This is a genomic window from Streptomyces sp. NPDC031497 (assembly GCF_055580905.1).
The window spans coordinates 569,629-591,820 of record NZ_JBVIKO010000001.1; the positions used below are offsets into that span (position 1 = coordinate 569,629).

General features: G+C 69.6%; 12 protein-coding genes. 5 read left to right on the top strand and 7 right to left on the bottom strand.

Annotated elements, in window-relative coordinates; translation table 11 throughout:
* Window positions 1–370 precede the first annotated feature (370 nt).
* Window positions 371–4,114, top strand: a complete 3,744-nt coding sequence (locus ACZ5K7_RS02515) for a GH92 family glycosyl hydrolase (RefSeq protein ID WP_468909534.1) — start codon at window positions 371–373, stop codon at window positions 4,112–4,114.
* 82 nt (window positions 4,115–4,196) lie between these two features.
* Here ACZ5K7_RS02515 and ACZ5K7_RS02520 read toward each other — a convergent pair whose 3' ends face one another.
* Both ACZ5K7_RS02520 and ACZ5K7_RS02525 read right to left on the bottom strand, forming a co-directional pair.
* Window positions 4,197–7,472 (bottom strand): GH92 family glycosyl hydrolase, encoded by a 3,276-nt coding sequence (locus ACZ5K7_RS02520; RefSeq protein WP_468909537.1) that lies wholly within the window; start codon window positions 7,470–7,472, stop codon window positions 4,197–4,199.
* A 360-nt stretch (window positions 7,473–7,832) separates the two neighbouring features.
* Window positions 7,833–8,918, bottom strand: a complete 1,086-nt coding sequence (locus ACZ5K7_RS02525) for a lytic polysaccharide monooxygenase auxiliary activity family 9 protein (protein WP_468909540.1) — start codon at window positions 8,916–8,918, stop codon at window positions 7,833–7,835.
* Window positions 8,919–9,445: 527 nt separating this feature from the next.
* Here ACZ5K7_RS02525 and ACZ5K7_RS02530 point away from each other — a divergent pair.
* Entirely contained in the window at window positions 9,446–11,713 is a 2,268-nt protein-coding gene (locus ACZ5K7_RS02530) for an NEW3 domain-containing protein (RefSeq protein ID WP_468909543.1), read from the top strand.
* Window positions 11,714–11,757: 44 nt separating this feature from the next.
* On the opposite strand, the gene ACZ5K7_RS02535 is transcribed toward ACZ5K7_RS02530, so the two are convergent.
* Complete coding sequence (locus ACZ5K7_RS02535) at window positions 11,758–13,272, bottom strand: HAMP domain-containing sensor histidine kinase (RefSeq protein ID WP_468909545.1); 1,515 nt, start codon at window positions 13,270–13,272, stop codon at window positions 11,758–11,760.
* Entirely contained in the window at window positions 13,269–13,994 is a 726-nt protein-coding gene (locus tag ACZ5K7_RS02540; protein ID WP_351710441.1) for a response regulator transcription factor, read from the bottom strand. The genes ACZ5K7_RS02535 and ACZ5K7_RS02540 overlap by 4 nt, the downstream gene beginning before the upstream one ends.
* A gap of 492 nt (window positions 13,995–14,486) precedes the next feature.
* Between ACZ5K7_RS02540 and ACZ5K7_RS02545 the strand changes: the two genes are divergently transcribed.
* Entirely contained in the window at window positions 14,487–14,681 is a 195-nt protein-coding gene (locus tag ACZ5K7_RS02545) for a hypothetical protein (protein ID WP_468909549.1), read from the top strand.
* Between the two features lie 171 nt (window positions 14,682–14,852).
* On the opposite strand, the gene acnA is transcribed toward ACZ5K7_RS02545, so the two are convergent.
* A complete protein-coding gene (acnA, locus tag ACZ5K7_RS02550; protein WP_351710445.1) occupies window positions 14,853–17,567 on the bottom strand; it encodes an aconitate hydratase AcnA in 2,715 nt (904 codons plus the stop codon).
* Between the two features lie 339 nt (window positions 17,568–17,906).
* Here acnA and ACZ5K7_RS02555 point away from each other — a divergent pair, with 339 nt between their 5' ends.
* On the top strand, window positions 17,907–18,104 hold the full coding sequence (locus tag ACZ5K7_RS02555) for a DUF4236 domain-containing protein (RefSeq protein ID WP_351713782.1): 198 nt from the start codon (window positions 17,907–17,909) through the stop codon (window positions 18,102–18,104).
* A 287-nt stretch (window positions 18,105–18,391) separates the two neighbouring features.
* On the opposite strand, the gene ACZ5K7_RS02560 is transcribed toward ACZ5K7_RS02555, so the two are convergent.
* Window positions 18,392–18,949, bottom strand: coding sequence for a CgnE/CgnB domain-containing protein (locus ACZ5K7_RS02560; RefSeq protein ID WP_351713780.1), 558 nt, complete (start codon window positions 18,947–18,949; stop codon window positions 18,392–18,394).
* Between the two features lie 406 nt (window positions 18,950–19,355).
* Here ACZ5K7_RS02560 and ACZ5K7_RS02565 point away from each other — a divergent pair, with 406 nt between their 5' ends.
* Window positions 19,356–20,885: a helix-turn-helix domain-containing protein gene (locus ACZ5K7_RS02565; protein WP_351713778.1), complete on the top strand. Its 1,530-nt coding sequence runs from the start codon at window positions 19,356–19,358 to the stop codon at window positions 20,883–20,885.
* A 76-nt stretch (window positions 20,886–20,961) separates the two neighbouring features.
* Here ACZ5K7_RS02565 and ACZ5K7_RS02570 read toward each other — a convergent pair whose 3' ends face one another.
* On the bottom strand, window positions 20,962–22,191 hold the full coding sequence (locus tag ACZ5K7_RS02570) for a cytochrome P450 (protein ID WP_468909555.1): 1,230 nt from the start codon (window positions 22,189–22,191) through the stop codon (window positions 20,962–20,964).
* Window position 22,192 lies beyond the last annotated feature (1 nt).

Consider the following 22,192-nt stretch of genomic DNA (forward strand, 5'->3'; position numbering starts at 1 on the left):
ACCGCGGTCGGGTAGTGCTGGGCCGTGCAGGAAGTCACTCAGGAAACGCCGACAGGTATAGTCCACTTCACGCCAGCGGGGCAAGATCGAATGCAAGGTTGGCCATGGGTCTTTTCCTAGTTGAGACCTGTCGGAAATCTGAGCGACCTGGGTACGCCTTACCGGAAAAAGAGCCGACATAGACCCCTGAATGCCGCAGCCAACACCCTTGACATCACGGACCACTTGACCACCTACTGGTTCCTGCGCCACGCATCTGACAACGTTGTCTCATGTGGCAGGGAGGGTACCCGTTGTGATGCAGCGGAGAACGCAGCGAAGAACAGGACACAGATCTGGTACGGCGGTCGTGATCGCGGCCGCCGTAGTCATGACCCTGGGCTCCCAGGGGGCCGCGGTCGCCCTGCCGGCCAAGGCACCGGCCGCCGCGACGCAGTTCGCATCCTCGTTCGAGTCTGGCGATCCGTCACCGGACTGGACCGACACGGTCGACACGGACCCCGCCGGCGCCCCGCGCGCCTCCGGAGTCGACGGCGGCTACAGCACCGGCATCCCCGGCAATGTCACCGACCATGTGACCGACATGCGGGCCAGCGGCGAGAACACCGGCGCGGGCGAGGTCAAGGAGAACCTCGTCGACGGGGAGCCGGGAACCAAGTGGCTCACCTTCCAGCCCACCGGCTGGGCGGAGTTCGACTTCGACAAGCCCATCAAGCTGGTGACGTACGCCGTCACCTCGGCGAACGACTACGCCGAGCGCGACCCCGCGGACTGGACCCTCCAGGGTTCGGCGGACGGCAAGGACTGGAAGACCGTCGACACCCGCACCGGCGAATCCTTCGCCGAGCGGTTCCAGACCAGGTCGTACGACCTCTCGGCACCCGCCGAGTACCGGCACTTCCGGCTCGACGTCACGAAGAACAACGGCGCGCCGGACATCCTGCAGGTCGCCGACGTCCAGTTCTCCACGGGCGGCAGCGGCGGGCCGGTGCCCCAGGACATGCTCTCGCTGGTCGACAAGGGCCCGAGCGGCTCGCCGACCGCGAAGGCACGGGCCGGCTTCACCGGGACCCATGCGCTGCGCTACGCGGGCCGGCACACGGCGAGCGGGCGGGCGTACTCGTACAACAAGGTCTTCGACGTGAACGTGAAGGTCCGGCGGGACACGCAGTTGTCCTACCGGATCTTCCCCTCGATGGCCGACGGCGACCTCGATTACGACGCCACCAACGTCTCCGTGGACCTGGCTTTCACCGACGGCACCTATCTGAGCGGCCTCGGGGCGGTGGACCAGCACGGGTTCGCGCTGTCCCCGCGCGGACAGGGCGCGTCGAAGGGGCTGTACGTCAACCAGTGGAACGACGTCTCGTCGGTGATCGGTTCGGTCGCGTCCGGCAAGACCGTCGACCGGATCCTGGTGGGCTACGACTCCCCCGCCGGCCCGGCCAAGTTCCGGGGCTGGATCGACGACGTGAACATCGGGCGCGTCGCTCCCGAGAAGCCCAAGGCGCATCTGTCCGACTACGCGCTGACCACCCGCGGCACCAACTCCAGCGGCAGCTTCTCGCGCGGCAACAACTTCCCGGCGACGGCCCTGCCGCACGGCTTCAACTTCTGGACGCCGGTGACCAACGCGTCCTCGGAGAGCTGGCTGTACGAATACGCACGGGCGAACAACGACGACAACCTGCCGACGATCCAGGCGTTCAGCGCCAGCCATGAGCCCAGCCCCTGGATGGGCGACCGGCAGACCTTCCAGATGATGCCGTCCGTCGCCGCCGGCACCCCGGACACCGGCCGGGAGGCACGGGAGCTGGCCTTCCGGCACGAGAACGAGACCGCGCGGCCGTACTACTACGGGGTGCGGTTCGAGAACGGCCTCAAGGCCGAGATAGCGCCGACCGACCACGCGGCCGCGCTGCGCTTCACCTACCCGGGCGACGACGCGAGCGTGATCTTCGACAACGTCACCGAGCAGGCGGGCCTGACCCTCGACAAGGAGCACGGGATCGTCACCGGCTACTCCGACGTCAAGTCCGGCCTGTCGACCGGCGCCACCCGCCTGTTCGTCTACGGCGTCTTCGACAAGCCGGTGACCGGCGGCGACTCCAGCGGGGTCAAGGGCTACCTGCGCTTCGACGCCGGCTCCGACCACACCGTCACCCTGCGCCTGGCCACCTCCCTGATCAGCGTCGACCAGGCCCAGGACAACCTGCGCCAGGAGATCCCGGACGGCGCCACCTTCGACACGGTCAAGTCACACGCCCGGAAGGCCTGGGACAAGCTGCTCGGCAAGGTCGAGGTGGAGGGTGCCACCGCGGACCAGCTGACCACCCTCTACTCCAGCATGTACCGGCTGTACCTGTACCCCAACTCCGGCTTCGAGAGGGTCGGTTCGAAGGACCAGTACGCCTCCCCGTTCTCGCCGATGACCAGCCAGGACACCCCGACGCACACCGGCGCGAAGATCGTGGACGGCAAGGTGTACGTCAACAACGGCTTCTGGGACACCTACCGCACGACCTGGCCCGCGTACTCGCTGCTGACGCCGAGTCAGGCGGGCCAGATGGTGGACGGGTTCGTGCAGCAGTACAAGGACGGCGGCTGGACCTCGCGCTGGTCCTCCCCCGGCTACGCCGACCTGATGACCGGCACCTCCTCGGACGTGGCGTTCGCCGACGCGTACGTCAAGGGCGTGAACTTCGACGCGAAGGCGGCCTACGACGCGGCCGTGAAGAACGCGACGGTCGTCCCGCCCTCCTCCGGCGTCGGCCGCAAGGGCATGTCGGCCTCTCCCTTCCTCGGCTACACCAGCGACGACACCCGCGAGGGCCTGTCCTGGGCGATGGAGGGGTACGTCAACGACTACGGCATCGCCGAGATGGGCAAGGCGCTGTACAAGAAGACCGGTGAGAAGCGCTACAAGGAGGAGTCGGACTACTTCCTCAACCGCGCCCAGGACTACGTGAACCTCTTCGACTCCAAGGCCGGCTTCTTCCAGGGCAAGGACGCCCAGGGCAGGTGGCGGGTGGACTCGTCGGCGTACGACCCGCGGGTGTGGGGCTACGACTACACCGAGACCAACGGCTGGGGTTACGCCTTCACGGCCCCGCAGGACAGCCGGGGCCTGGCCAACCTGTACGGCGGCCGGTCCGGACTCGCCGACAAGCTGGACGAGTACTTCGCGACACCCGAGACGGCCTCCACCGACTTCGTCGGCTCCTACGGCGGGGTCATCCACGAGATGACCGAGGCCCGGGACGTCCGGATGGGCATGTACGGCCACTCCAACCAGGTCGCCCACCACGTCATCTACATGTACGACGCGGCCGGTGAGCCCTGGAAGACGCAGGCGTACGTCCGCGAGGCGGTCTCCCGGCTCTACCTGGGCAGCGAGATCGGCCAGGGCTACCACGGCGACGAGGACAACGGCGAGCAGTCGGCCTGGTACCTGTTCTCGGCCCTCGGCTTCTACCCGCTGGTGATGGGCAGCGGCGACTACTCGATCGGCTCCCCCCTGTTCAAGAAGGCGACGGTCCACCTGGAGAACGGCCGGGACCTGGTGATCCGGGCGCCCCGCAACAGCGCGACCAACGTCTACGTGCAGGGCGTGCGGGTCGACGGCCGGATCTGGACGTCGACCTCGCTCCCCCACTCGCTCATCTCCAAGGGCGGGGTCATCGACTTCACGATGGGCCCGAAGCCGTCGACGTGGGGCACGGGCAAGAACGCGGGCCCGGTCTCGATCGCCACGGACGACAGGGTGCCGGCTCCGCGCGCGGACGTCCTGAAGGGCGACGGCTCCCTGTTCGACAACACGTCGGCGACGGAGCAGGCGGTGACGTCGGTGGACCTGCCGGTGTCCCGGTCGGTCAAGGGGATCCAGTACACGCTCACCTCACCGGCGGACCACACCAGGGCCCCGACGGGCTGGACCCTGCAGGCCTCGGCGGACGGCACCACCTGGCGCACCGTGGACCGGCGTTCGGGTGAGTCCTTCGCCTGGAACCTGCAGACCCGGGCGTTCACGGTCCGCACGCCCGGGACGTACGCGCACTACCGCCTCGTCCTGGACGGCGCGTCGACGCTGGCGGAGGTGGAGTTGCTGGCCTGAGACACGGCACGGAGGAACGAGAGGAGGGGGCGGGCCCGTTCGGGTCCGCCCCCTCCTCTCGTTCCTCTTTCGTTCCTCCGTGTCAGCCGGTGGCGAGGGTGAACACGTGCAGGTCGGTGTTCTCGGGGAGCCGGACGCTCTTGATGCTCTTGCCCGCCGGCGCCTCGAACGGCTTGGTCGCGAAGACGTAGGTCGCCACGGGGTCCTTGTCGGCGCCCGCGACATTGCGGTACGGGGTCCTCGCCACGGTCTCGTTGCCGTACTGGACGGTGCCGCCTCCGCCGCCGACGGTCCAGTCTGTGAAGGAGAGGTCGGCGGTGCCGGTGCTGCCGTCGGTGTAGGTGACGGTCGCCCGGGCGGACTGGTTGCCGTTGGTTGCGCTGCCGAGGAAGGACAACTTGGTCGCGGGAGTGGCGAGTTCGATGGTCTGGGCCGCTGCCGTCGCGTTGTCGGGGCGGCCCGCGGGGGCGTTCGGCCAGGTGTAGGCCAGACCGTCGACCGTGCCCTGGGCGCCCGCGGTGAGGCCGGCCGCCGCGAGGGCCTGGCGGGAGTAGCTCCAGCCGCCGCCGTCGAAGTCGCCCTCGTCGTGGTCACCGACGTCGTCCGAGACGCCGGTGTTGTCGTAGGCGGCGAGAAGGGTGCCGGGCGCGGCGACCGTGAGGGACACCGGCTGCTCGTACGACGTGTCGCCCGAGGTGACGGTGACGTTCACGTCGTAGAAGCCCTGTGTGACGTCGTCGGCGGCCGTGAGGGTGATGTCCTGCGAGCCGTCGACGACCGTGCCCTGGGCGGGGGTCGCCGTGACTCCGGTGGGGGTCTCGACGCTGTAGCGGACCTCGGGTCCGGTGCCGCCGCTCAGCGACAGGGCCCGGATGTCGACCTTGGTGGTGGCGCCGGGGGCGAGGGTCGCCGTGGTCGGGCCGACGCCGATCTGGTACGGCTGTTCGCCGGCGCGGAAGGACGGCGGGGCGTCGGCGGGGTCACTGCCCCAGGTTCTGTTCGGGGTGGTGGCGAGGGTGTAGTCGAGGGTGCCGCCGTTCCTGACGATCGAGGAGGAGAGCCAAGGGCGGTCGCTGGTGCGGCCGTTGACCTTCAGGGACTGGATGTACGGGGCGTCGGTCGCCGCGCCCTTCGCGCGGATGGAGATGTCGTTGCCGTGCGGGCGCTTGATCTCGATGCGCTCGAACAGGGGTGAGGCGAGGGTGAGTTCGGCGCGGGAGGGGACCTGGGGGTACATGCCGAGCGCGGAGAAGACGTACCAGGACGACATCTCGCCGAGGTCGTCGTTGCCGGGGATGCCGGCGGGATCGGTCGTCCAGAGCTGTTGCATGGCCGCCCTGACCGTCTCCTGCGTCTTGTAGGGCGCGCCCGCGTAGTCGTACAGGTAGGGGACGTTGACGGACGGCTCGTTGTCGAGCTCCGACTTGTCGCCGCCGCTGCCCGTGAAGGCCCAACTCCCGTCCGCCTCGTGGAAGAAGGAGTCCAGGCGGGCCAGTGCCTTGTCCGTGCCGCCCATCGCCGCGAAGAGGCCCGCCGGGTTGTGCTGGACCATCCAGGTGTACTGGGCGGCCGTGCCCTCGACGAAGCCGTTGCCGGTGCCCGGGGTGAAGCCGGTGACCCAGCTCCCGTCCGCCTTGCGGTTGGCGATGTAACCGCCGGTGGGGTCGGCGGCGATGTTGAAGTTGTTCTGCCACCACTGGGCGCGCTTGGCGAAGTCGTTCGCCGTGCTCTTCTTCCCTGCTGCCGTGGCGAGTTGGGAGAGCGCGAAGTCCGCCGTGGACATCTCCAGCGTCTCGGCGGCGCCGCCCCAGGCGTTGGAGACGGACGGCATGTAGTGCAGCTTCAAGTACTTGTCCAGGGACGGGCGCTGGCCCGCCGAGAGCACCGGCTTGCCCGAGGAGGACAGGTCCTGCGCGGTCGGTACGGTCGCCGCCTGGACGAGGGAGTCGAGGGCGCCGTTCAGGTCGAAGTCGGTGCCGCCGAAGGCTCGGATGCCGGCCAGGGCGGTGGGCGAGGGGTCGCCGTTCATGACGTGGGTGCCGCTCGCGCCGTGCAGCCAGCGGTCCCAGATCCCGCCGTTCTGCTGGGCGAGTTCGTAGAGGGACTGCGCGATGTCCGAGCCGGTGCGGGGGTTGAGGAGAGTGAGCAGTTGGACCTGGGAGCGGTAGATGTCCCAGCCGGAGAAGGTGCCGTACTGCGCCTCGTGGCCCCGCCCGACCTTGTGCACCTTGCCGTCGCTGCCCGTGTATCGGCGGTCGGCGTCGCTGATGACGTTCGGGTGCAGGAGGGAGTGGTAGAGCGCGGTGTAGAAGGTGGTCCGCTCGGCGTCGGTGCCGCCGCCGACCCTGATCGCGCCGAGCTGGTCGCGCCAGGCCCGGTGCGCCGCGTCCTCGACGGCGTCGAAGGAGCGCTTCGGCGGGTTCTCCGCGGCGAGGTTGGCCCGGGCGCCGGCCTGGCTGACGTACGAGATACCGACCTTGACGCCGACCGGGCCGGTGCCGGGCTCGAACTCGACGTAGCCGCCCGCGCCCTTGCCCGCGACGGGACGGCCGCCGTTGGTGAACCCGCCCGTGCCGCCGGTCGTACTCGTCGACCCCGGGGTCAGCCTGTCGTCCTGCCAGGTGCCGGTGGTCTTGAAGGCGCGGTCGAAGGTGGCGGTGAAGTACAGGGTGTAGTAGGCGCGTTGGCCCTCGGGGTCGAGGTAGCCGCAGAAGTCGCCGGAGGTGACAGAGCCGGAGACCGTGCGGGTCGCCGGGTCGATGGTGACCGACGAATCCGTGGAGCCCACCTCGGAGTTGGCGGTGCGGATCAGCAGCGAGGCGGGCTTGTCGGCCGGGTAGGTGAAGCGGCCGGAGCCGGTGCGGGCCGTCGCGGTGAGGTCGGCGGTGACGCCGGAGGCGAGGCCGACCTTGTAGTGGCCGGGCTCGGCGGTCTCGTCGGCGTGACCGAAGTCCGAGGCGTAGACGGCGTCCTTGGTGTCGCTCGCCGGGGACGAGGTGACCTCACCGGCGTACGGGAAGAACGGGATGTCTCCGCTGCCGCCCGCGCAGCCGGTGCCGGACATGTGGGTGAGACTGAAGCCGCGGATGCGGGTGGCGTCGTACTGGTAGCCGCCGGGCGCGGCCGTTCTGGTCGCGTCGCCTCTGGTGTTCTCCGGGCTCCAGGAGAGCATGCCGAATGGCACGACGGCACCCGGGAAGGTGTCGCCGCCGTTCTTGGTGCCGATCAGCGGATCCACGTATGCGGTGGGGTCCTTGACCAGTTCGGGTGGCCCGCTCGCGGTCGCCGCGAGGGCGGGGGTGGCACCGCCGGTCGCGAGCACCGCGGCCAGCAGCAGGGACATGGGACGGAAACGCATGACGCGGCCCCTCCTCCTCCGGACGGGTCGCGCACCACAGGTCGCACAAGCCGCAGGGACAGTATCCTGCGCCACCCGTAGCACGGAAGACCGCGTGTGCCCCGACAGGCACGGCTCCGGTTCACCCGGCCGGGCTACCCGAAGCGGGTTGACATCGTTGTCGGTTGAGGCGGTAGAGTCATGTACAGGACCATCAGACAACGTTGTCGTGCTCCACAGCGTCACACAAGCCGAACAGCACAACGCTCACGAGGCAGTTCGAGCCACTTCCCCCCGGGCAGGCACCCCACCCCCCTCCCTGCCCGGCTCGCGGACCCGGTGTGCACCGACACCGGGTCCGCCCAGAGCGGATCAGCCGCGTCAACCGACCTGACAGGGCAGGGCGGTCGCGCTGTCCCCGCCGTCGCCCTGGACGACGTAGCCGAAGGTCGTGCTCTGCCCGGGACTGAGCGAACCGTTCCAGTCGGCGTTGTGGACCATCACGTCCTGTCCGCTGTAGGTGGCGTTGCCGTTCCAGAGGCTGGCCACCGACTGGGCGCCGGGGAGCGTCCAGTCGACCATCCAGCCGAGCATCGGGACGTCACCGCTGTTGGTGACAGTGACCTGGGACTGGTAGCCGCCGGGCCAGCTGTTGGTCGTGGTCCGGGTGGCGGTGCAGGTGCCGGGCGGGGGTTCGGTGGGGTTGCCCGGGTCGTGGATGCCGGTGACCTCGCCGTTGCCGCCGTCGAAGACGACGTCCGAGCAGGAGTAGAAGGTCTCCGTGCTGTCCGAGCGCTGCCACACCATGTAGATGATGTGCCGTCCGGTCTTGTTCGCCGGAAGCCGCCCGGTCCACGAGTAGTTGGCCTCGACGGTGCCCGGGGTGCCGTTGAGCGGCGGGTGGTCGACGGTCAGGAACGGCGTGTCCTCCATGTCGTCCCAGGTGAGCGGTCGGGTGGGGGTGTAGCTGTCCTTGGTGACGTAGACGTAGAACCAACCCGGGTGCGCGGCCCAGGCGTTGTACGAGAAGTCGACGGTCGCGCCGGAGGTGAGGTGGGTGACCGGCCAGTCGTCGCGGGGCAGGTCGAAGCCGGTGAAGTTGGGGTTGCCGCCGCTGCACAGCTCGCCGTCGGGCACGAAGCCGCGGGTGCGGCCGGCGCCGTCCGAGCGCAGCACGGAGAACCAGTTGTAGAACGGCGTGGTCCCGCTGACCTGCTGGGCCGCCTTGCACGCCGGGTTGACGGGCTTGATCTCACCGGTGTCGGTGAGCGCGTCCTGCCAGCACAGGAAGGTACGGCTGGCGGGCTTCATGGGGGTGCCGTGCGCCTGCGCCGGGGCACCGGCGGCCAGGATCAGGGCGAGAGCGGGGACCGTGGAGAGCAGGGCGAGGAGGGTGAGGAAGAGCGCCCGGCCTCGGGTGGGGAGGGGTAATCGGGGCAGACGCACCCCGGAGTTTGTCATATCCATGACAGATCAGCCTCTGTGTGGGGTGAACGGTCGCGCGCGGGTCACGGTGATGAGCACAGCGGGGTGGGAGCGAGCCCGGCACCGACGGGTTCCGGTCCGCCGGAACGGAATGGGAGCGCTCCCACCCCACTCCTCTGTGAAGCTAGCGCGGACGGGGGCCGGTGTAAACGCCCGGCGGCACCTCCCCTTTCACTGAACAGGAGCGCGAGCAGACGGGTTTCGCTGAACAGGAGCGCGAACAGAGGGGTTTGCTCCGCGGCGCGCCACAGTGGGCCCACAGACTTGACCCAGTTTTGGCCAAGCGCGCTATGTGGTGACTGGCGTTTGGTCATGTTCACTTGTCGCGTCCATAAGGTTGGTTCTTGACGTTTTCTGAGACAGGCGGGTGGTCGTGCGGACGTCCGCGTGCCAAGGCGGTGTGAGAGCGACCGTTTCATCACGCGAACCAGGGCTGCCGCCCCGGCCGAATCTCGACCTTCCGATACCGACCGTCGCGCTGTCAGGGCGCTGCGATGGAGGAAGAACTCATGAGAAGACAGATCCGCGGTGTGCTGGCCGCGTTCACCGGAGCGCTGCTGCTCGCCACCGGAGTCACCGTGACCGGCGGCCAGCCCGCGCAGGCCGATGACAACGGTGTCGGACTCAAGCCCCTGCTGGGGTGGAGCAGCTGGAGCTTCGTCCGCCGCAATCCGACCGCGGGGACCATCGAGGCGCAGGCGAAGGCGCTCAAGACCAGCGGGCTGGCGAAGAATGGTTTCGTCTACGCCAACATCGACGACTTCTGGTACCAGTGCCCGGGCAGTCAGGGGCCGGACGTCGACCAGTACGGCCGCTGGGTCACCGACCCCACGAAGTTCCCGCCCCGGGGCGGTGAGAACGGCATCCAGGTCGTGGCCGACTACGTCCACTCCCTGGGGCTGAAGTTCGGCCTGTACGTCACTCCCGGCATCTCCCAGCAGGCGGTCTCCAAGAACACCGAGATCCAGGGAACCCCGTACCACGCACGGGACATCGCCACCACGACGACGGAGAACAACTACAACTGCGGCGGCATGGTGGGCATCGACTACACCAAGCCCGGCGCGCAGACCTTCATAGACTCGTGGGCCGGGCAGTTCGCCGGCTGGGGCATCGACTACCTCAAGATCGACGGTGTGGGCACACCCGACCAACAGGACGTGCAGGCCTGGTCGGACGCGCTGCGGAAGACGGGTCGGCCCATCCATCTGGAGCTGTCCAACAACCTCGACATCAACAACGCCGCCACCTGGAAGAAACTCTCCAACGGCTGGCGCACCGGCGGCGACGTCGAGTGCTACTGCGGTCCGGACGGCAGCAGTTACCCCCTGACCACCTGGGCCTCCGTCGCCTCCCGGTTCGACCAGGTCGCCGCGTGGGCACCGTACGGCGGTCCCGGCGGGTACAACGACTACGACTCCCTGGAGATCGGGAACGGCGCCGACAACGGCCTGACGCCCGACGAGCGCAGGACGCAGATGAGCCTGTGGTCGCTGGCCGCCTCCCCGCTCATCCTCGGCACCGACCTCACCCGTCTCGACCCCGCCGACCTCGCGCTGCTGAAGAACACCGATGTCCTCGCGGTCGACCAGGACGGCATCGACGCCAAGCGGATCTCCACGGACGCGAACTCCCAGGTGTTCGCCAAGACCGAGCCCGACGGCGATGCCGTGGTCGGTCTGTTCAACACCGGGTCGGCGCCCCGGGAGGTCGCCACGACCGCGTCCGCGCTGGGTCTGGCCAAGGCGCGCGACTACTCCCTGCGGGATCTGTGGAGCAAGCGGCTGACCGAGTCCGCGGGCCGGATCGCCGCCGATGTGCCGCCGCACGGCGTGGTCCTGTACCGGGTCCACGGCACCCACCGCACGGTGACCGGCGCGGCTCCGGACGTCTCCTTCGGGCTCGACTGGGCCCCCGCGTCGAGCGACAGCACGACGCGCACGGTGACCGCTGTCCTGTCCGACAACGGTTCGCGGTCGATCACCGACGCCGCCCTGACCCTCACCGGGCCGTCCGGCACGAAGATCACCACGCGTGACGTGACCCGGGCCCGGACGGTCCGTGGCGGCCACACGCTGAAGGCCACCTACTCCGTCTCCATCCCGCCCTCGGCGAAGCTCTTCGCCTCCAGCGACTTCCAGGGGAGCGCGAGCTACCGCTTCCGGTCGGACGGGAGGACCCGGCTCACCGCCGGTGACACGATCACCGTCAACCACCAAGTGACGGCCCCGTACAAGACGTTCGCGTCCACCACGGCGAGCTTCAGCCAGTCCGGCACCCAGCTCGGCATCCGGGCCCAGGGAGCGGACCTCTACAACGGCACCAACGAGTACGGCACGGTCTATCTGCCGGGAGCCGAGCACGACGGTTCGGTGACCACCGTGAAGCTCGACTCCCAGTCGAACACGGACGTCTGGGCGAAGGCCGGGATCATGGTCCGCAACGACATCACCCAGCCCAACACCTCCCCCGGCTACCTGGCCCTGGTCGCGACGCCCGGCAACGGCTACCTGCTCGACTGGGACAGCGACGGCGACGGGAAGCTGGACTCCCAGGACTCCACCGGCACCGCCGCCTACCCCTCGTGGCTGAAGCTGGTCCGCAACGGCACCACCTACAGCGGCTACTACTCCACCGACGACGCCACCTGGAACCTGGTCGGCACCGTCACCGTCCCGACCGCCGCGGCCACCCAGGACGTCGGCCTGACCCAGACCTCGCACGCCTCCGGCACCACCGGCGAGGCCGACTTCGACACCTTCACCACCAGCCCCTGACCGTCCCCTTCGACGGCGGCGTCCGCACGGCCCTCGGTGCTCTCCTAGACCGGCGCCGTGCGGGCGCGTATCACCGTTCCGGCGGGCGGGAGTCCGGCCGTCGGGAGTTCCAGCGTGAACTCCGTGCGGCCCGGCACGCTCGCCACGTCGAGACGGCCGCCGTGGGCCGTGGTGATGGCCGTGGCGATGGCCAGGCCCAGGCCCGAGCCGCCTTCCAGGACTCCGGCGCGGGTACGGGAGGTGTCGGCCCGGGTGAAGCGTTCGAAGACGGTCGGGAGCAGGTCGGGCGGGATGCCGGGGCCGTCGTCGCGGACGCGGACCACGCAGGTGACGGGGGTGGATTCGACCGTCGCGGTCACCGTCGTCCCGGCGGGGGTGTGTACCCGCGCGTTGGCCAGCAGGTTGGCCACCACCTGGTGCAGGCGGGCCTCGTCGCCCTTCACGAACGCCAGGCCGTCGTCCAGGTTGAGTTCGAGCCGCCAGAGATGACCGGCCCCGGCCGCCCTGGCGTCCCACACCGCCTCCGCGACCAGCGCGGCCATGTCCACCTCGGCGGACTGCAAGGGGCGGCCCTCGTCCAGGCGGGCCAGGAGCAGGAGGTCCTCCACCAGGCTGCGCATCCGCACGGACTCGGCGTTGACCCTGCGCCAGGCCAGGTCCGGCTCGATGCGGTCCGTACCGCGGTTCATCAGCTCCGCGTACCCGGCGATGGACGCGAGCGGGGTGCGCAGTTCATGGCTGGCGTCGGCCAGGAAGCGGCGCATGCGCTCCTCGCTGTGGCGCACCTGTTCCTCGCTGCGCTGGCGTTCCGCCAGTGCGGCCTCGACGTGGTCGATCATGCGGTTGAGGGCGGCGCCGACCTGGCCGGCCTCGCTGCCGGGGTCGGTGTCCCGCTCGGGCACCCGGGTCAGTCCGGTCACCTGGCCCCGGCCGAGGGGCGCGTGGGAGACCTCGACGGCGGTGGCGGCGACCCGGCCGAGCGGGCGCAGCTGTCGTCGTATCACCACCGCGCACACGCAGCCCGCGACGGTCAGGCCGACCGCCGCGACCCCGGTCTCGACCTCCACCAGGCCGCTGATGGTGTCCAGTACGTCGTCCATGGGGAGCCCGGCCAGGACGCGGATGCCGCCGGCGTTCAGGGCGGTGACACGGTAGGTGCCCAGGCCGGGAACCGCGCGGGTGTGCGTCGAGCCGTCCGGCGGGACGCCCTTGAGGGCGGTGGTCTGGGCGGTGCTGAGGGAGCGCGGAGGCGCGTCCCGGCTGACGACGGCCGCGGTGATGATGTTCCCCCCGGCGTCGAGGCGGGCGGCGAGCAGGCCGGCCGGCTGGCCGGTCTCGTTGAGGAAGGTCAGGTCGCGGGTGAGCTCCGGGTGCAGGGCGGCGCCGCCCACGCCGCGTTCGGCCGCGTCGCTCACCCGGTCGTCCAGGTTGCCCATCAGAGAGGCGCGTTGGGCGAAGACGGTGGTCAGGGCCATCGCGGCGCAGACGCAGACGAGAACGGCGGTGATGAAGACGAGCAGGCGCGTGCGCAGCGACCGGCTGCGCGGCCGGGCGGTCATCTGCCGTCCTCCACGGGCCGTACGACGTACCCCATGCCGCGGACGGTGTGGATCATCGGCGTCCGGCCCCGGTCGATCTTGCGGCGCAGGCTGGAGATGTAGACCTCGACGAGATTGCCGCCACCGTCGAAGGAGGTGCTCCAGACGTGGTCGAGGATCTGGGCCTTGCTCAGCACCTGGCGTGGATGGTCCAGGAGCAGGCTGAGCAGGTCGAACTCCTTGGCGGTGAGCCTGATCGGGGTGCCGGCGCGCTGCACCTCGCGGGACTCGCCGGTCAGCACCAGGTCGCCGAGGACGCGTACGGAGTCGTCGACGGAGGGCTGTTCGGTGCCGGCCCGGCGCAGCAGTCCGCGCAGCCGCAGCACGACCTCCTCCAGGGAGAAGGGCTTGGTGACGTAGTCGTCGGCCCCCGCCTCCAGGCCGTCGATACGGTGCTCGACGGCGTCGCGGGCGGTGAGCATCAGGACGGGCAGCCTCGGCATCTCGTAGCGCAGTCTGCGCAGCACCTGGAGGCCGTCGAGGTCGGGCAGCATCCCGTCGAGCACCACCGCGTGCGGGGCGCAGCCCCGGGCCAGCCGCAGGGCGCTCTGTCCGTCGAGCGCGGGGTAGGGTCGCCAGCCCGCCTCCGCGACGGCGGCGGAGAGCAACTCGGTGAGACCGGGCTCGTCGTCGACGATCAGGACGCGGACGCGGCCGGTTCGGGACCCTGCGGTGGCAGACATGTACCAAGTCTGTGCCGGTCTCCTGGGGGAATGCTGTGTTCCCGCTGAGCCGAAGCCGTGGGACAGGACGGGCGCGGGGGCCGCAATACGGACGCCAGGACCGGGGGCGACCGGCCGCGGCCAGGTCCTCCGGGTGGGCTGTTTGCGCCAACTCCTCTGACCGAAGCGGGCGTTGGCACCCTTCGGCCACCGTGTTCCCTTGAGCCGCCGCCGACCCGGCGCCCACGCTGAACAGGGGTACACGGACGCGAGGGCCGGCAGCACCCCGGTCATCGCGACCTACGCCAAGGGCGCCGAGACCCCCGAGGGCGCACGCCGGACGCGGCGCTGCCCGGGATCGACGGCGCGGCGCTCAGCGCGCGGAAGTCGACCGCGTTCTGGTCGGACATCGCCCCGCCGCTGGGCACCGAGCCGACCGCGAAGGCAGCGAAGCATCTCGGTGACGGCATCGACAAGATCTGGCTGGACGCGAGGGTGAAGGCGTCCCTCGACGTGAGCGTGCCGCAGATCGGCGCGCCCGAGGTGGGGCAGGCGGGCTACGACGGTCCGGGCGTCGACCCGACTGATCGAGGTCCCTCCGGCGAGGGTGCCATCGCGGCCCGTCTGGTGGAGATGTACGCCCGTGCCGAGCACGAGGTGTGCCTTTCGGCACTCCGCCGTACCTCGCCCCGCCAGCACCGCAGGTAGCGAACGCTGCGGCGGCGGGTGAGCGACCTGCAGGAACGGCTCGGGGCGGCGAGCCGTTTCCAGCTCGGGCTGCGGGCGGCTCAGCGCGGCTGGCTGTAGCGGAGTAGCGGAACAGGGCGGGGCCGCGCTCCCTCCACCAGGAGCGCGGCCCCGACTGCCGTACCGGGTCCGCTACTTGCGGAGCAGGCTGCGCAGCACGTACTGCATGATGCCGCCGTTGCGGTAGTAGTCGGCCTCACCGGGGGTGTCGATGCGGACGACCGCGTCGAACTCGACGCCCGTGTCGGTGGTGACCTTGACCGTGCGCGGCGTGGTGCCGTTGTTGAGCTCCTCGACGCCGGTGAAGGAGAAGGTCTCCTCGCCGGTCAGGCCGAGGGACTCGGCGGTGGCACCCTCCGGGAACTGCAGCGGGAGCACGCCCATGCCGATCAGGTTCGAGCGGTGGATGCGCTCGTACGACTCGGCGATGACGGCCTTCACGCCCAGCAGCGCGGTGCCCTTGGCGGCCCAGTCGCGGGACGAGCCGGAGCCGTACTCCTTGCCGGCCAGGACGACCAGCGGGATGCCCTGCTCGATGTAGTTGCGGGAGGCGTCGTAGATGAACGCCACCGGCGCGTCCGCCTGGGTGAAGTCGCGGGTGTAGCCGCCCTCCGTGCCCGGCGCGATCTGGTTGCGCAGGCGGATGTTGGCGAACGTACCGCGGATCATGACCTCGTGGTTGCCTCGGCGGGAGCCGTAGGAGTTGAAGTCACGACGCTCCACACCGTGCTCGGTGAGGTACTTGCCGGCCGGAGTGTCGGCCTTGATGGCGCCGGCCGGGGAGATGTGGTCGGTGGTGACCGAGTCGCCCAGCTTGGCCAGGACACGGGCACCGGCGATGTCGGTGACCGGGGACGGCTCGTGCGCCATGCCCTCGAAGTACGGGGGCTTGCGCACGTAGGTCGACTGCGGGTCCCACTCGAAGGTGTTGCCGGTCGGGATCGGCAGCGACTGCCACTGGGCGTCGCCGGCGAAGACGTCGGCGTAGGACTTGTTGAACATGTCCTCGCCGATGGCGCTCGCCACGACCTCGTTGACCTCGGCCTCGGTGGGCCAGATGTCCTGGAGGTACACCGGCTTGCCGTCGGTGTCGGTGCCCAGGGCGTCCTTGGTGATGTCGACCTTCATCGAGCCGGCGAGGGCGTAGGCGACGACCAGCGGCGGGGAGGCCAGGTAGTTCATCTTGACGTCGGGGTTGATCCGGCCCTCGAAGTTCCGGTTGCCGGAGAGGACCGAGGTGACCGCGAGGTCGTGGTCGTTGACGGCCTTGGAGACCTCCTCCGGCAGCGGGCCGGAGTTGCCGATGCAGGTGGTGCAGCCGTAACCGACCAGGTTGAAGCCGACCTTGTCGAGGTAGGGGGTCAGGCCCGCCTTCTCGAAGTAGTCGGTGACGACCTTGGAACCCGGGGCGAGGGTGGTCTTGACCCAGGGCTTGCGGGTCAGGCCCTTCTCGACCGCCTTCTTGGCCACCAGGGCGGCGGCGACCATGACGTACGGGTTGGAGGTGTTGGTGCAGGAGGTGATGGCCGCGACGGTGACCGCGCCGTGGTCGATCTCGTAGGTCGAGCCGTCGGGGGCGGTGACGGTGACCGGGTTGGTCGGGACGCCGTTGGCGGTGGCCGGGGAGTCGGAGGCCGGGAAGGATTCCTTGCCCGCCTCGTCGTCGTCGGCGACGTAGTTGCGGACGTCGCTCTTGAACTGCTCGGCGGCGTTCGCGAGGACGATACGGTCCTGCGGGCGCTTCGGGCCGGCGATCGAGGGGACGACCGTGGCGAGGTCCAGCTCCAGCTTCTCGGAGAAGTCGGGCTCGGCCTTCGGGTCCAGCCAGAGGCCCTGCTCCTTGGCGTACGCCTCGACGAGCGCGACCTGCTGGTCGGAGCGGCCGGTCAGGCGCAGGTAGTTCAGGGTCTCGCCGTCGATCGGGAAGATCGCGGCGGTGGAGCCGAACTCCGGGGACATGTTGCCGATGGTGGCGCGGTTGGCGAGGCTCGTCGCCGCCACACCCTCGCCGTAGAACTCGACGAACTTGCCGACCACACCGTGCTTGCGGAGCATCTCGGTGATGGTGAGCACCAGGTCGGTGGCGGTGGTGCCGGGCTTGAGCTCACCGGTCAGCTTGAAGCCGACGACGCGCGGGATGAGCATGGAGACCGGCTGGCCGAGCATGGCGGCCTCGGCCTCGATGCCACCGACGCCCCAGCCGAGCACGCCGAGGCCGTTGACCATGGTGGTGTGCGAGTCGGTGCCGACCAGGGTGTCGGGGTAGGCCTGGCCGCCCCGCACCATGACCGTGCGGGCCAGGTGCTCGATGTTCACCTGGTGGACGATGCCGGTGCCCGGCGGGACGACCTTGAACTCGTCGAACGCGGTCTGGCCCCAGCGCAGGAACTGGTAGCGCTCGCGGTTGCGGCCGTACTCCAGCTCGACGTTCTGCGCGAAGGCCTCGTGGGTGCCGAACTTGTCGGCGATGACGGAGTGGTCGATGACCAGCTCGGCCGGGGCCAGCGGGTTGATCTTCGCCGGGTCGCCGCCGAGCTCCTTGACGGCCTCACGCATGGTGGCGAGGTCCACGACACAGGGAACGCCGGTGAAGTCCTGCATGATCACGCGGGCCGGCGTGAACTGGATCTCCTGGCTGGGCTGGGCCTGCGAGTCCCAGCCGCCGAGGGCGCGGATGTGGTCGGCGGTGATGTTCGCGCCGTCCTCCGTGCGGAGCAGGTTCTCCAGCAGCACCTTCAGGCTGTACGGAAGGCGAGCCGAGCCTTCCACCTTGTCCAGCCGGAAGATCTCGTACGACTCGTCGCCCACCTGCAGCGTGCTGCGGGCGTCGAAGCTGTTCGCCGACACGACAGTCTCCTTCATTGATGTGCGCGTACCACCGTCAATCCTGCCGCCACGCCGGCTTGGCCGATCCAGTAAGGTCAGGCTAAGTTAGGCATGCCTTACTAGAGGTGGCGGCTACGGTGCGCCTAGGCAGATATCTCGATGTCGAGATAACTCTAGTACACGGGCGCGGGATGGTCATGCCCGGACCCGCTCTCCGCTGTCCCCGTGGCGTGTCCGGGGCCGGCTCGCGGGGGTGCGTCACCGCGCCCCGAGCGGGCGCCCGTAAGTCAATCCGGGTTCCGCACCCATCAGTTCGCGGAGCGGGGGTAGCCGACGAGGGAAGCGAAAGGAGACGCAGTCATGCCGCTCACCTTCCGGAAGAGCTTCCGGATCCTGCCCGGAGTGCGCCTCAACATCAATCGGCACTCATGGTCCATCACCACCGGGGGCAAGCACGGACCCCGGCACACGCGCAGCAGTACGGGACGCCGGACGACGTCGATGGATCTGCCCGGACCGTTCGGGTGGCGGCGCACCTCCAGGGAGCGCCGCCGGTGACGTCCGCGGGGCGGGCCGGAGACCGGGCGGTCCGCCCCGCGGCGCCGTCCGGCGGCCCCGGGCCCCAGAAGGCCGCCGCCGGGGAGCAGTCGACGGCGGAGGCGAGAGGGGCCGCCGGGTCCTGTTCGGTGCGCGATGCGCGCGGCGCCTCCTGGAGCGTGCGGGCCGCCTTGTTCACGCGGGCGACGGTGAAGGCCGTGCCGCCGACCAGCCGGACGCCTCCGTCCGGCCCCGGACGGAGGGGCAGGGAACCCACAAGGCGGATCGTCGGCGTGTCGCACAACATGTCAAAGAGCATCAAGCCGGGCATCCCGCGAGATAACGCCGAAGTGCTTGCCGGCCAGGCCGTCGCCCACCCCCGGACGGACGCCCGCCGCACCCTCGCCGAGCAGGCAGTTCGGGCTCCGGTCCACCCGGTCGGCGGACAGCCCGCCGGTGCCGACGGAGACCTCGGTGACCGCTCCCCGGCACTCCGGCCCGCTCGTCGCGTGCATGCCGTCGGCGAAGGGGCCGAGCCCGTCGACGGACCGGTTGTCCTGGATCGCCACCTGCGACGGACAGGATTTCCACCTCGCCTCCGTGATTTCGACGGCGGCCTTGAATCGGTCGGCACGGGCGCCCCGCGGTTTCCGGTGTTCGGCGACGAGTACGGAATCTGTTCGCAGTGTTCCGGAAACCGTGAGGGCGGCGCCGATACGGCCGACCGGACCGGGCGGCACCACGACGACCTCGAAGTGCTTTCCGGTGGTGGAGTGTTCGTCCGGGAGAATTTCCGGGCGGGTACGGATGAAGATCTTGAGTTGTTCCGGAGGGCGGATGGCGAGATCCGCTCCGGCGCCGGTCACGCCTGCTTCTTCGCGGGCCGGGAGAAGGTCCGGACCGTATCCGACTCCCCACGGATGGGCGGAGAGAGAAGTCGGCGGAGTGATCTCCGGGGCTTCCCGAGTTCCGAGGAACAGGGCTGTCTCGATGGCCGCCTGAGACATTTCCCGCACCTCCGACTTGAGCCTGATGAAACGTACCGGTGGTGTGCGCCGGGCGCTGCACCGGCGTACAGAGGAAAAACCTCCGGACAACGACCGGCGGAATTCATGACCAATCGTCGGAAATCGCCTCGATGCCCCCTCCTTCCCACCCCTGCACGCATCGGAACAACGGTCGACGGGCCGAACAGTCAGGCCCCCTGACAGCGCATCACCCGAACGGACCCCCCAACGGGCACCATCTCATATCTGAGATAGCCTCAACCTCATGGCAGACGACTACCTCGTACGCATCGGCAGGCTCATCCGTGACGCCCGGCAACACCGCGGCTGGACACAGGCACAGCTCGCGGAGGCGCTCGGCACCAGTCAGAGCGCTGTCAACCGCATCGAGCGCGGCAACCAAAACATCAGCCTTGAGATGATCGCTCGAATCGGCGAAGCCCTGGACAGCGAGATCGTCTCACTGGGCTATGCGGGCCCGATGCATCTGCGCGTGGTGGGCGGCCGCCGGCTGTCCGGCGCGATCGACGTGAAGACCAGCAAGAACGCGTGCGTGGCCCTGCTGTGCGCCTCGCTGCTCAACAAGGGGCGCACGGTGCTGCGCCGGGTGGCCCGGATCGAGGAGGTGTACCGCCTCCTGGAGGTGCTCAACTCCATCGGCGTGCGCACCCGCTGGATCAACGAGGGCGTCGACCTGGAGCTGGTACCGCCGGCCGACCTCGACATGTCGTCGATCGACGCCGAGGCCGCCGTACGCACCCGCTCGATCATCATGTTCTTCGGCCCGCTGCTGCACCGCATGGACCACTTCAAGCTGCCGTACGCCGGCGGCTGCGACCTGGGCACGCGGACCATCGAGCCGCACATGATCGCGCTGCGCCGGTTCGGGCTGGACATCGCGGCGACCGAGGGGCAGTACCACGCACAGGTCGACCGCTCGATCCGGCCGGACCGCCCGATCGTGCTGACCGAGCGCGGGGACACGGTCACCGAGAACGCGCTGCTGGCCGCCGCCCGGCACGACGGTGTCACCGTCATCCGCAACGCGTCCTCCAACTACATGGTCCAGGACCTCTGCTTCTTCCTGGAGGCGCTGGGCGTCCGGGTCGAGGGCATCGGCACCACGACCCTGACCGTGCACGGCGTCCCCACCATCGACGTGGACGTGGACTACTCCCCCTCCGAGGACCCGGTCGAGGCGATGAGCCTGCTGGCCGCGGCGGTGGTGACGGAGTCGGAGCTGACCGTGCGCCGGGTGCCGATCGAGTTCCTCGAAATCGAACTCGCCGTCCTGGAGGAGATGGGCCTCGACCACGACCGCACGCCGGAGTACGTCGCCGACAACGGCCGTACCCGCCTGGTCGATCTCACGGTCCGCCCCTCCAAGCTGGAGGCGCCGATCGACAAGATCCACCCGATGCCGTTCCCGGGCCTGAACATCGACAACGTGCCGTTCTTCGCGGCCATCGCGGCGGTCGCACAGGGCAAGACCCTGATCCACGACTGGGTCTACGACAACCGTGCGATCTATCTGACCGACCTGAACCGCCTCGGCGGCCGCCTCCAGCTCCTGGACCCGCACCGGGTGCTGGTGGAGGGCCCGACCCGCTGGCGTGCGGCCGAGATGATGTGCCCGCCGGCGCTGCGCCCCGCCGTGGTCGTCCTGCTGGCCATGATGGCGGCCGAGGGCACGTCCGTACTGCGCAACGTCTACGTCATCAACCGCGGCTACGAGGACCTCGCCGAACGCCTCAACACGATCGGGGCCCAGATCGAGATCTTCCGGGACATCTAGATCCGCGATGCCGCCGCGCCCCTGTCGGACAGGGGTGCGGCGGCGTCTCCGGGGCTTCTCCGGGGCTTCTCCGGACTCAGGTGCTGAAGATCACCGGCATGCTGGTCCAGCCGTTGCGGATGTGGTTCATGACCGGTGTGGGGTCGCCGGCGAGTGTCACGCCCGAGAAGCGGTCGAGCAGTGCGTCGAGCACGATCGGTGCCTCGGCGCGGACCAGGCGGGCTCCCACGCAGTGATGGATGCCGGCGCCGAACGCCAGGTGCTTGACGCTCTCGCCCCTGGTGACGTCGTAGCGGTGGGCGTCGGGGAACACGGACTCGTCCCGGTTGGCCGCCATGTACATCAGGTAGACATGCTGCCCGGCACGGATCGGGCGGCCGTCGATCTCGACGTCCTCCGTGGCGGTCCGCAGCATCGCACGCGCCGGTGTGACATAGCGCAGGGTCTCCTCGACCGCCGCCGGGACCAGCGAGCGGTCCCGGCGGAGCAGCTCCCACTGCTCGGGGTGGAGGGCGAGCTGGTGGACCAGGCCGGCGAGCAGGGACCGGGTCGTGTCGTTGCCGGCGGCCAGCATGGTCATGGCGAACATGACGACGTTGGCCTCGGAGACGTTCGTCCTGTCGAGTTCCGCGGTCAGCAGGACGGTCAGGAGGTCGCCGTCGCCGGGGTCCCGGCGCTTGGCCTCCAGGCTCTCCACGATGAACCGTTGCAGGCTCTGGAACTCGGCGGCGGCGGCCCGCAGTTCCTCGAACGTCACGTCGCCGGCGAGTTTCTCCAGTTCGTCGCTCCAGAACCGGACGCGGTCGAACTCCGTGTGGGGCAGCCCGATCATCCGGATCGCGGTGTTGATCGGCACCAGGCCGGCGCGGGACACCCAGTCGACGACGGTGTCCGGGGCTATCCCGGCCACGAGCGCGCGGACGTCCGGCGTCAACGCCTCCCGCACCCGCCGTATCGCCTCCGCCGAGAACGCCGGGGCCATCACGCGGCGCAGCTCCGCGTGGCGCGGCTGGTCCGTCGTACCGACCTGCTCGCCGCCCTTGGGGAAGAAGCTGTCGGTGATCAGCTCGTCCCCGGCCTGCGCCTGGTACTTGACGTCGTTGAGGAAGAGGCCCTTGGAGCTGACGAAGACATCCGGCAGGCCGGCGATGGTCCGGATGTCGGCGTGCCGGGTCACCACGAAGGAGTCGAGAGGTTCGTGGTAGTAGAAGGACGCGTCCTTCTGCATGCGGGCGAAGGCCGGCCAGGGATCGTCCACGTAGAAGGCCGGGTCCTCGATCGGGACGGTGGGTGAGCTGTCGGTCATC

Excerpts from the sequence above, each read along its gene's own strand:
- ACZ5K7_RS02515 (WP_468909534.1), top strand. The coding sequence starts at position 371 with ATGACCCTGGGCTCCCAGGGGGCCGCGGTCGCCCTGCCGGCCAAGGCA.
- ACZ5K7_RS02520 (WP_468909537.1), bottom strand. The coding sequence starts at position 7,472 with ATGCGTTTCCGTCCCATGTCCCTGCTGCTGGCCGCGGTGCTCGCGACC.
- ACZ5K7_RS02525 (WP_468909540.1), bottom strand. The coding sequence starts at position 8,918 with ATGGATATGACAAACTCCGGGGTGCGTCTGCCCCGATTACCCCTCCCC.
- ACZ5K7_RS02530 (WP_468909543.1), top strand. The coding sequence starts at position 9,446 with ATGAGAAGACAGATCCGCGGTGTGCTGGCCGCGTTCACCGGAGCGCTG.
- ACZ5K7_RS02535 (WP_468909545.1), bottom strand. The coding sequence starts at position 13,272 with ATGACCGCCCGGCCGCGCAGCCGGTCGCTGCGCACGCGCCTGCTCGTC.
- ACZ5K7_RS02540 (WP_351710441.1), bottom strand. The coding sequence starts at position 13,994 with ATGTCTGCCACCGCAGGGTCCCGAACCGGCCGCGTCCGCGTCCTGATC.
- ACZ5K7_RS02555 (WP_351713782.1), top strand. The coding sequence starts at position 17,907 with ATGCCGCTCACCTTCCGGAAGAGCTTCCGGATCCTGCCCGGAGTGCGC.
- ACZ5K7_RS02565 (WP_351713778.1), top strand. The coding sequence starts at position 19,356 with ATGGCAGACGACTACCTCGTACGCATCGGCAGGCTCATCCGTGACGCC.
- ACZ5K7_RS02570 (WP_468909555.1), bottom strand. The coding sequence starts at position 22,191 with ATGACCGACAGCTCACCCACCGTCCCGATCGAGGACCCGGCCTTCTAC.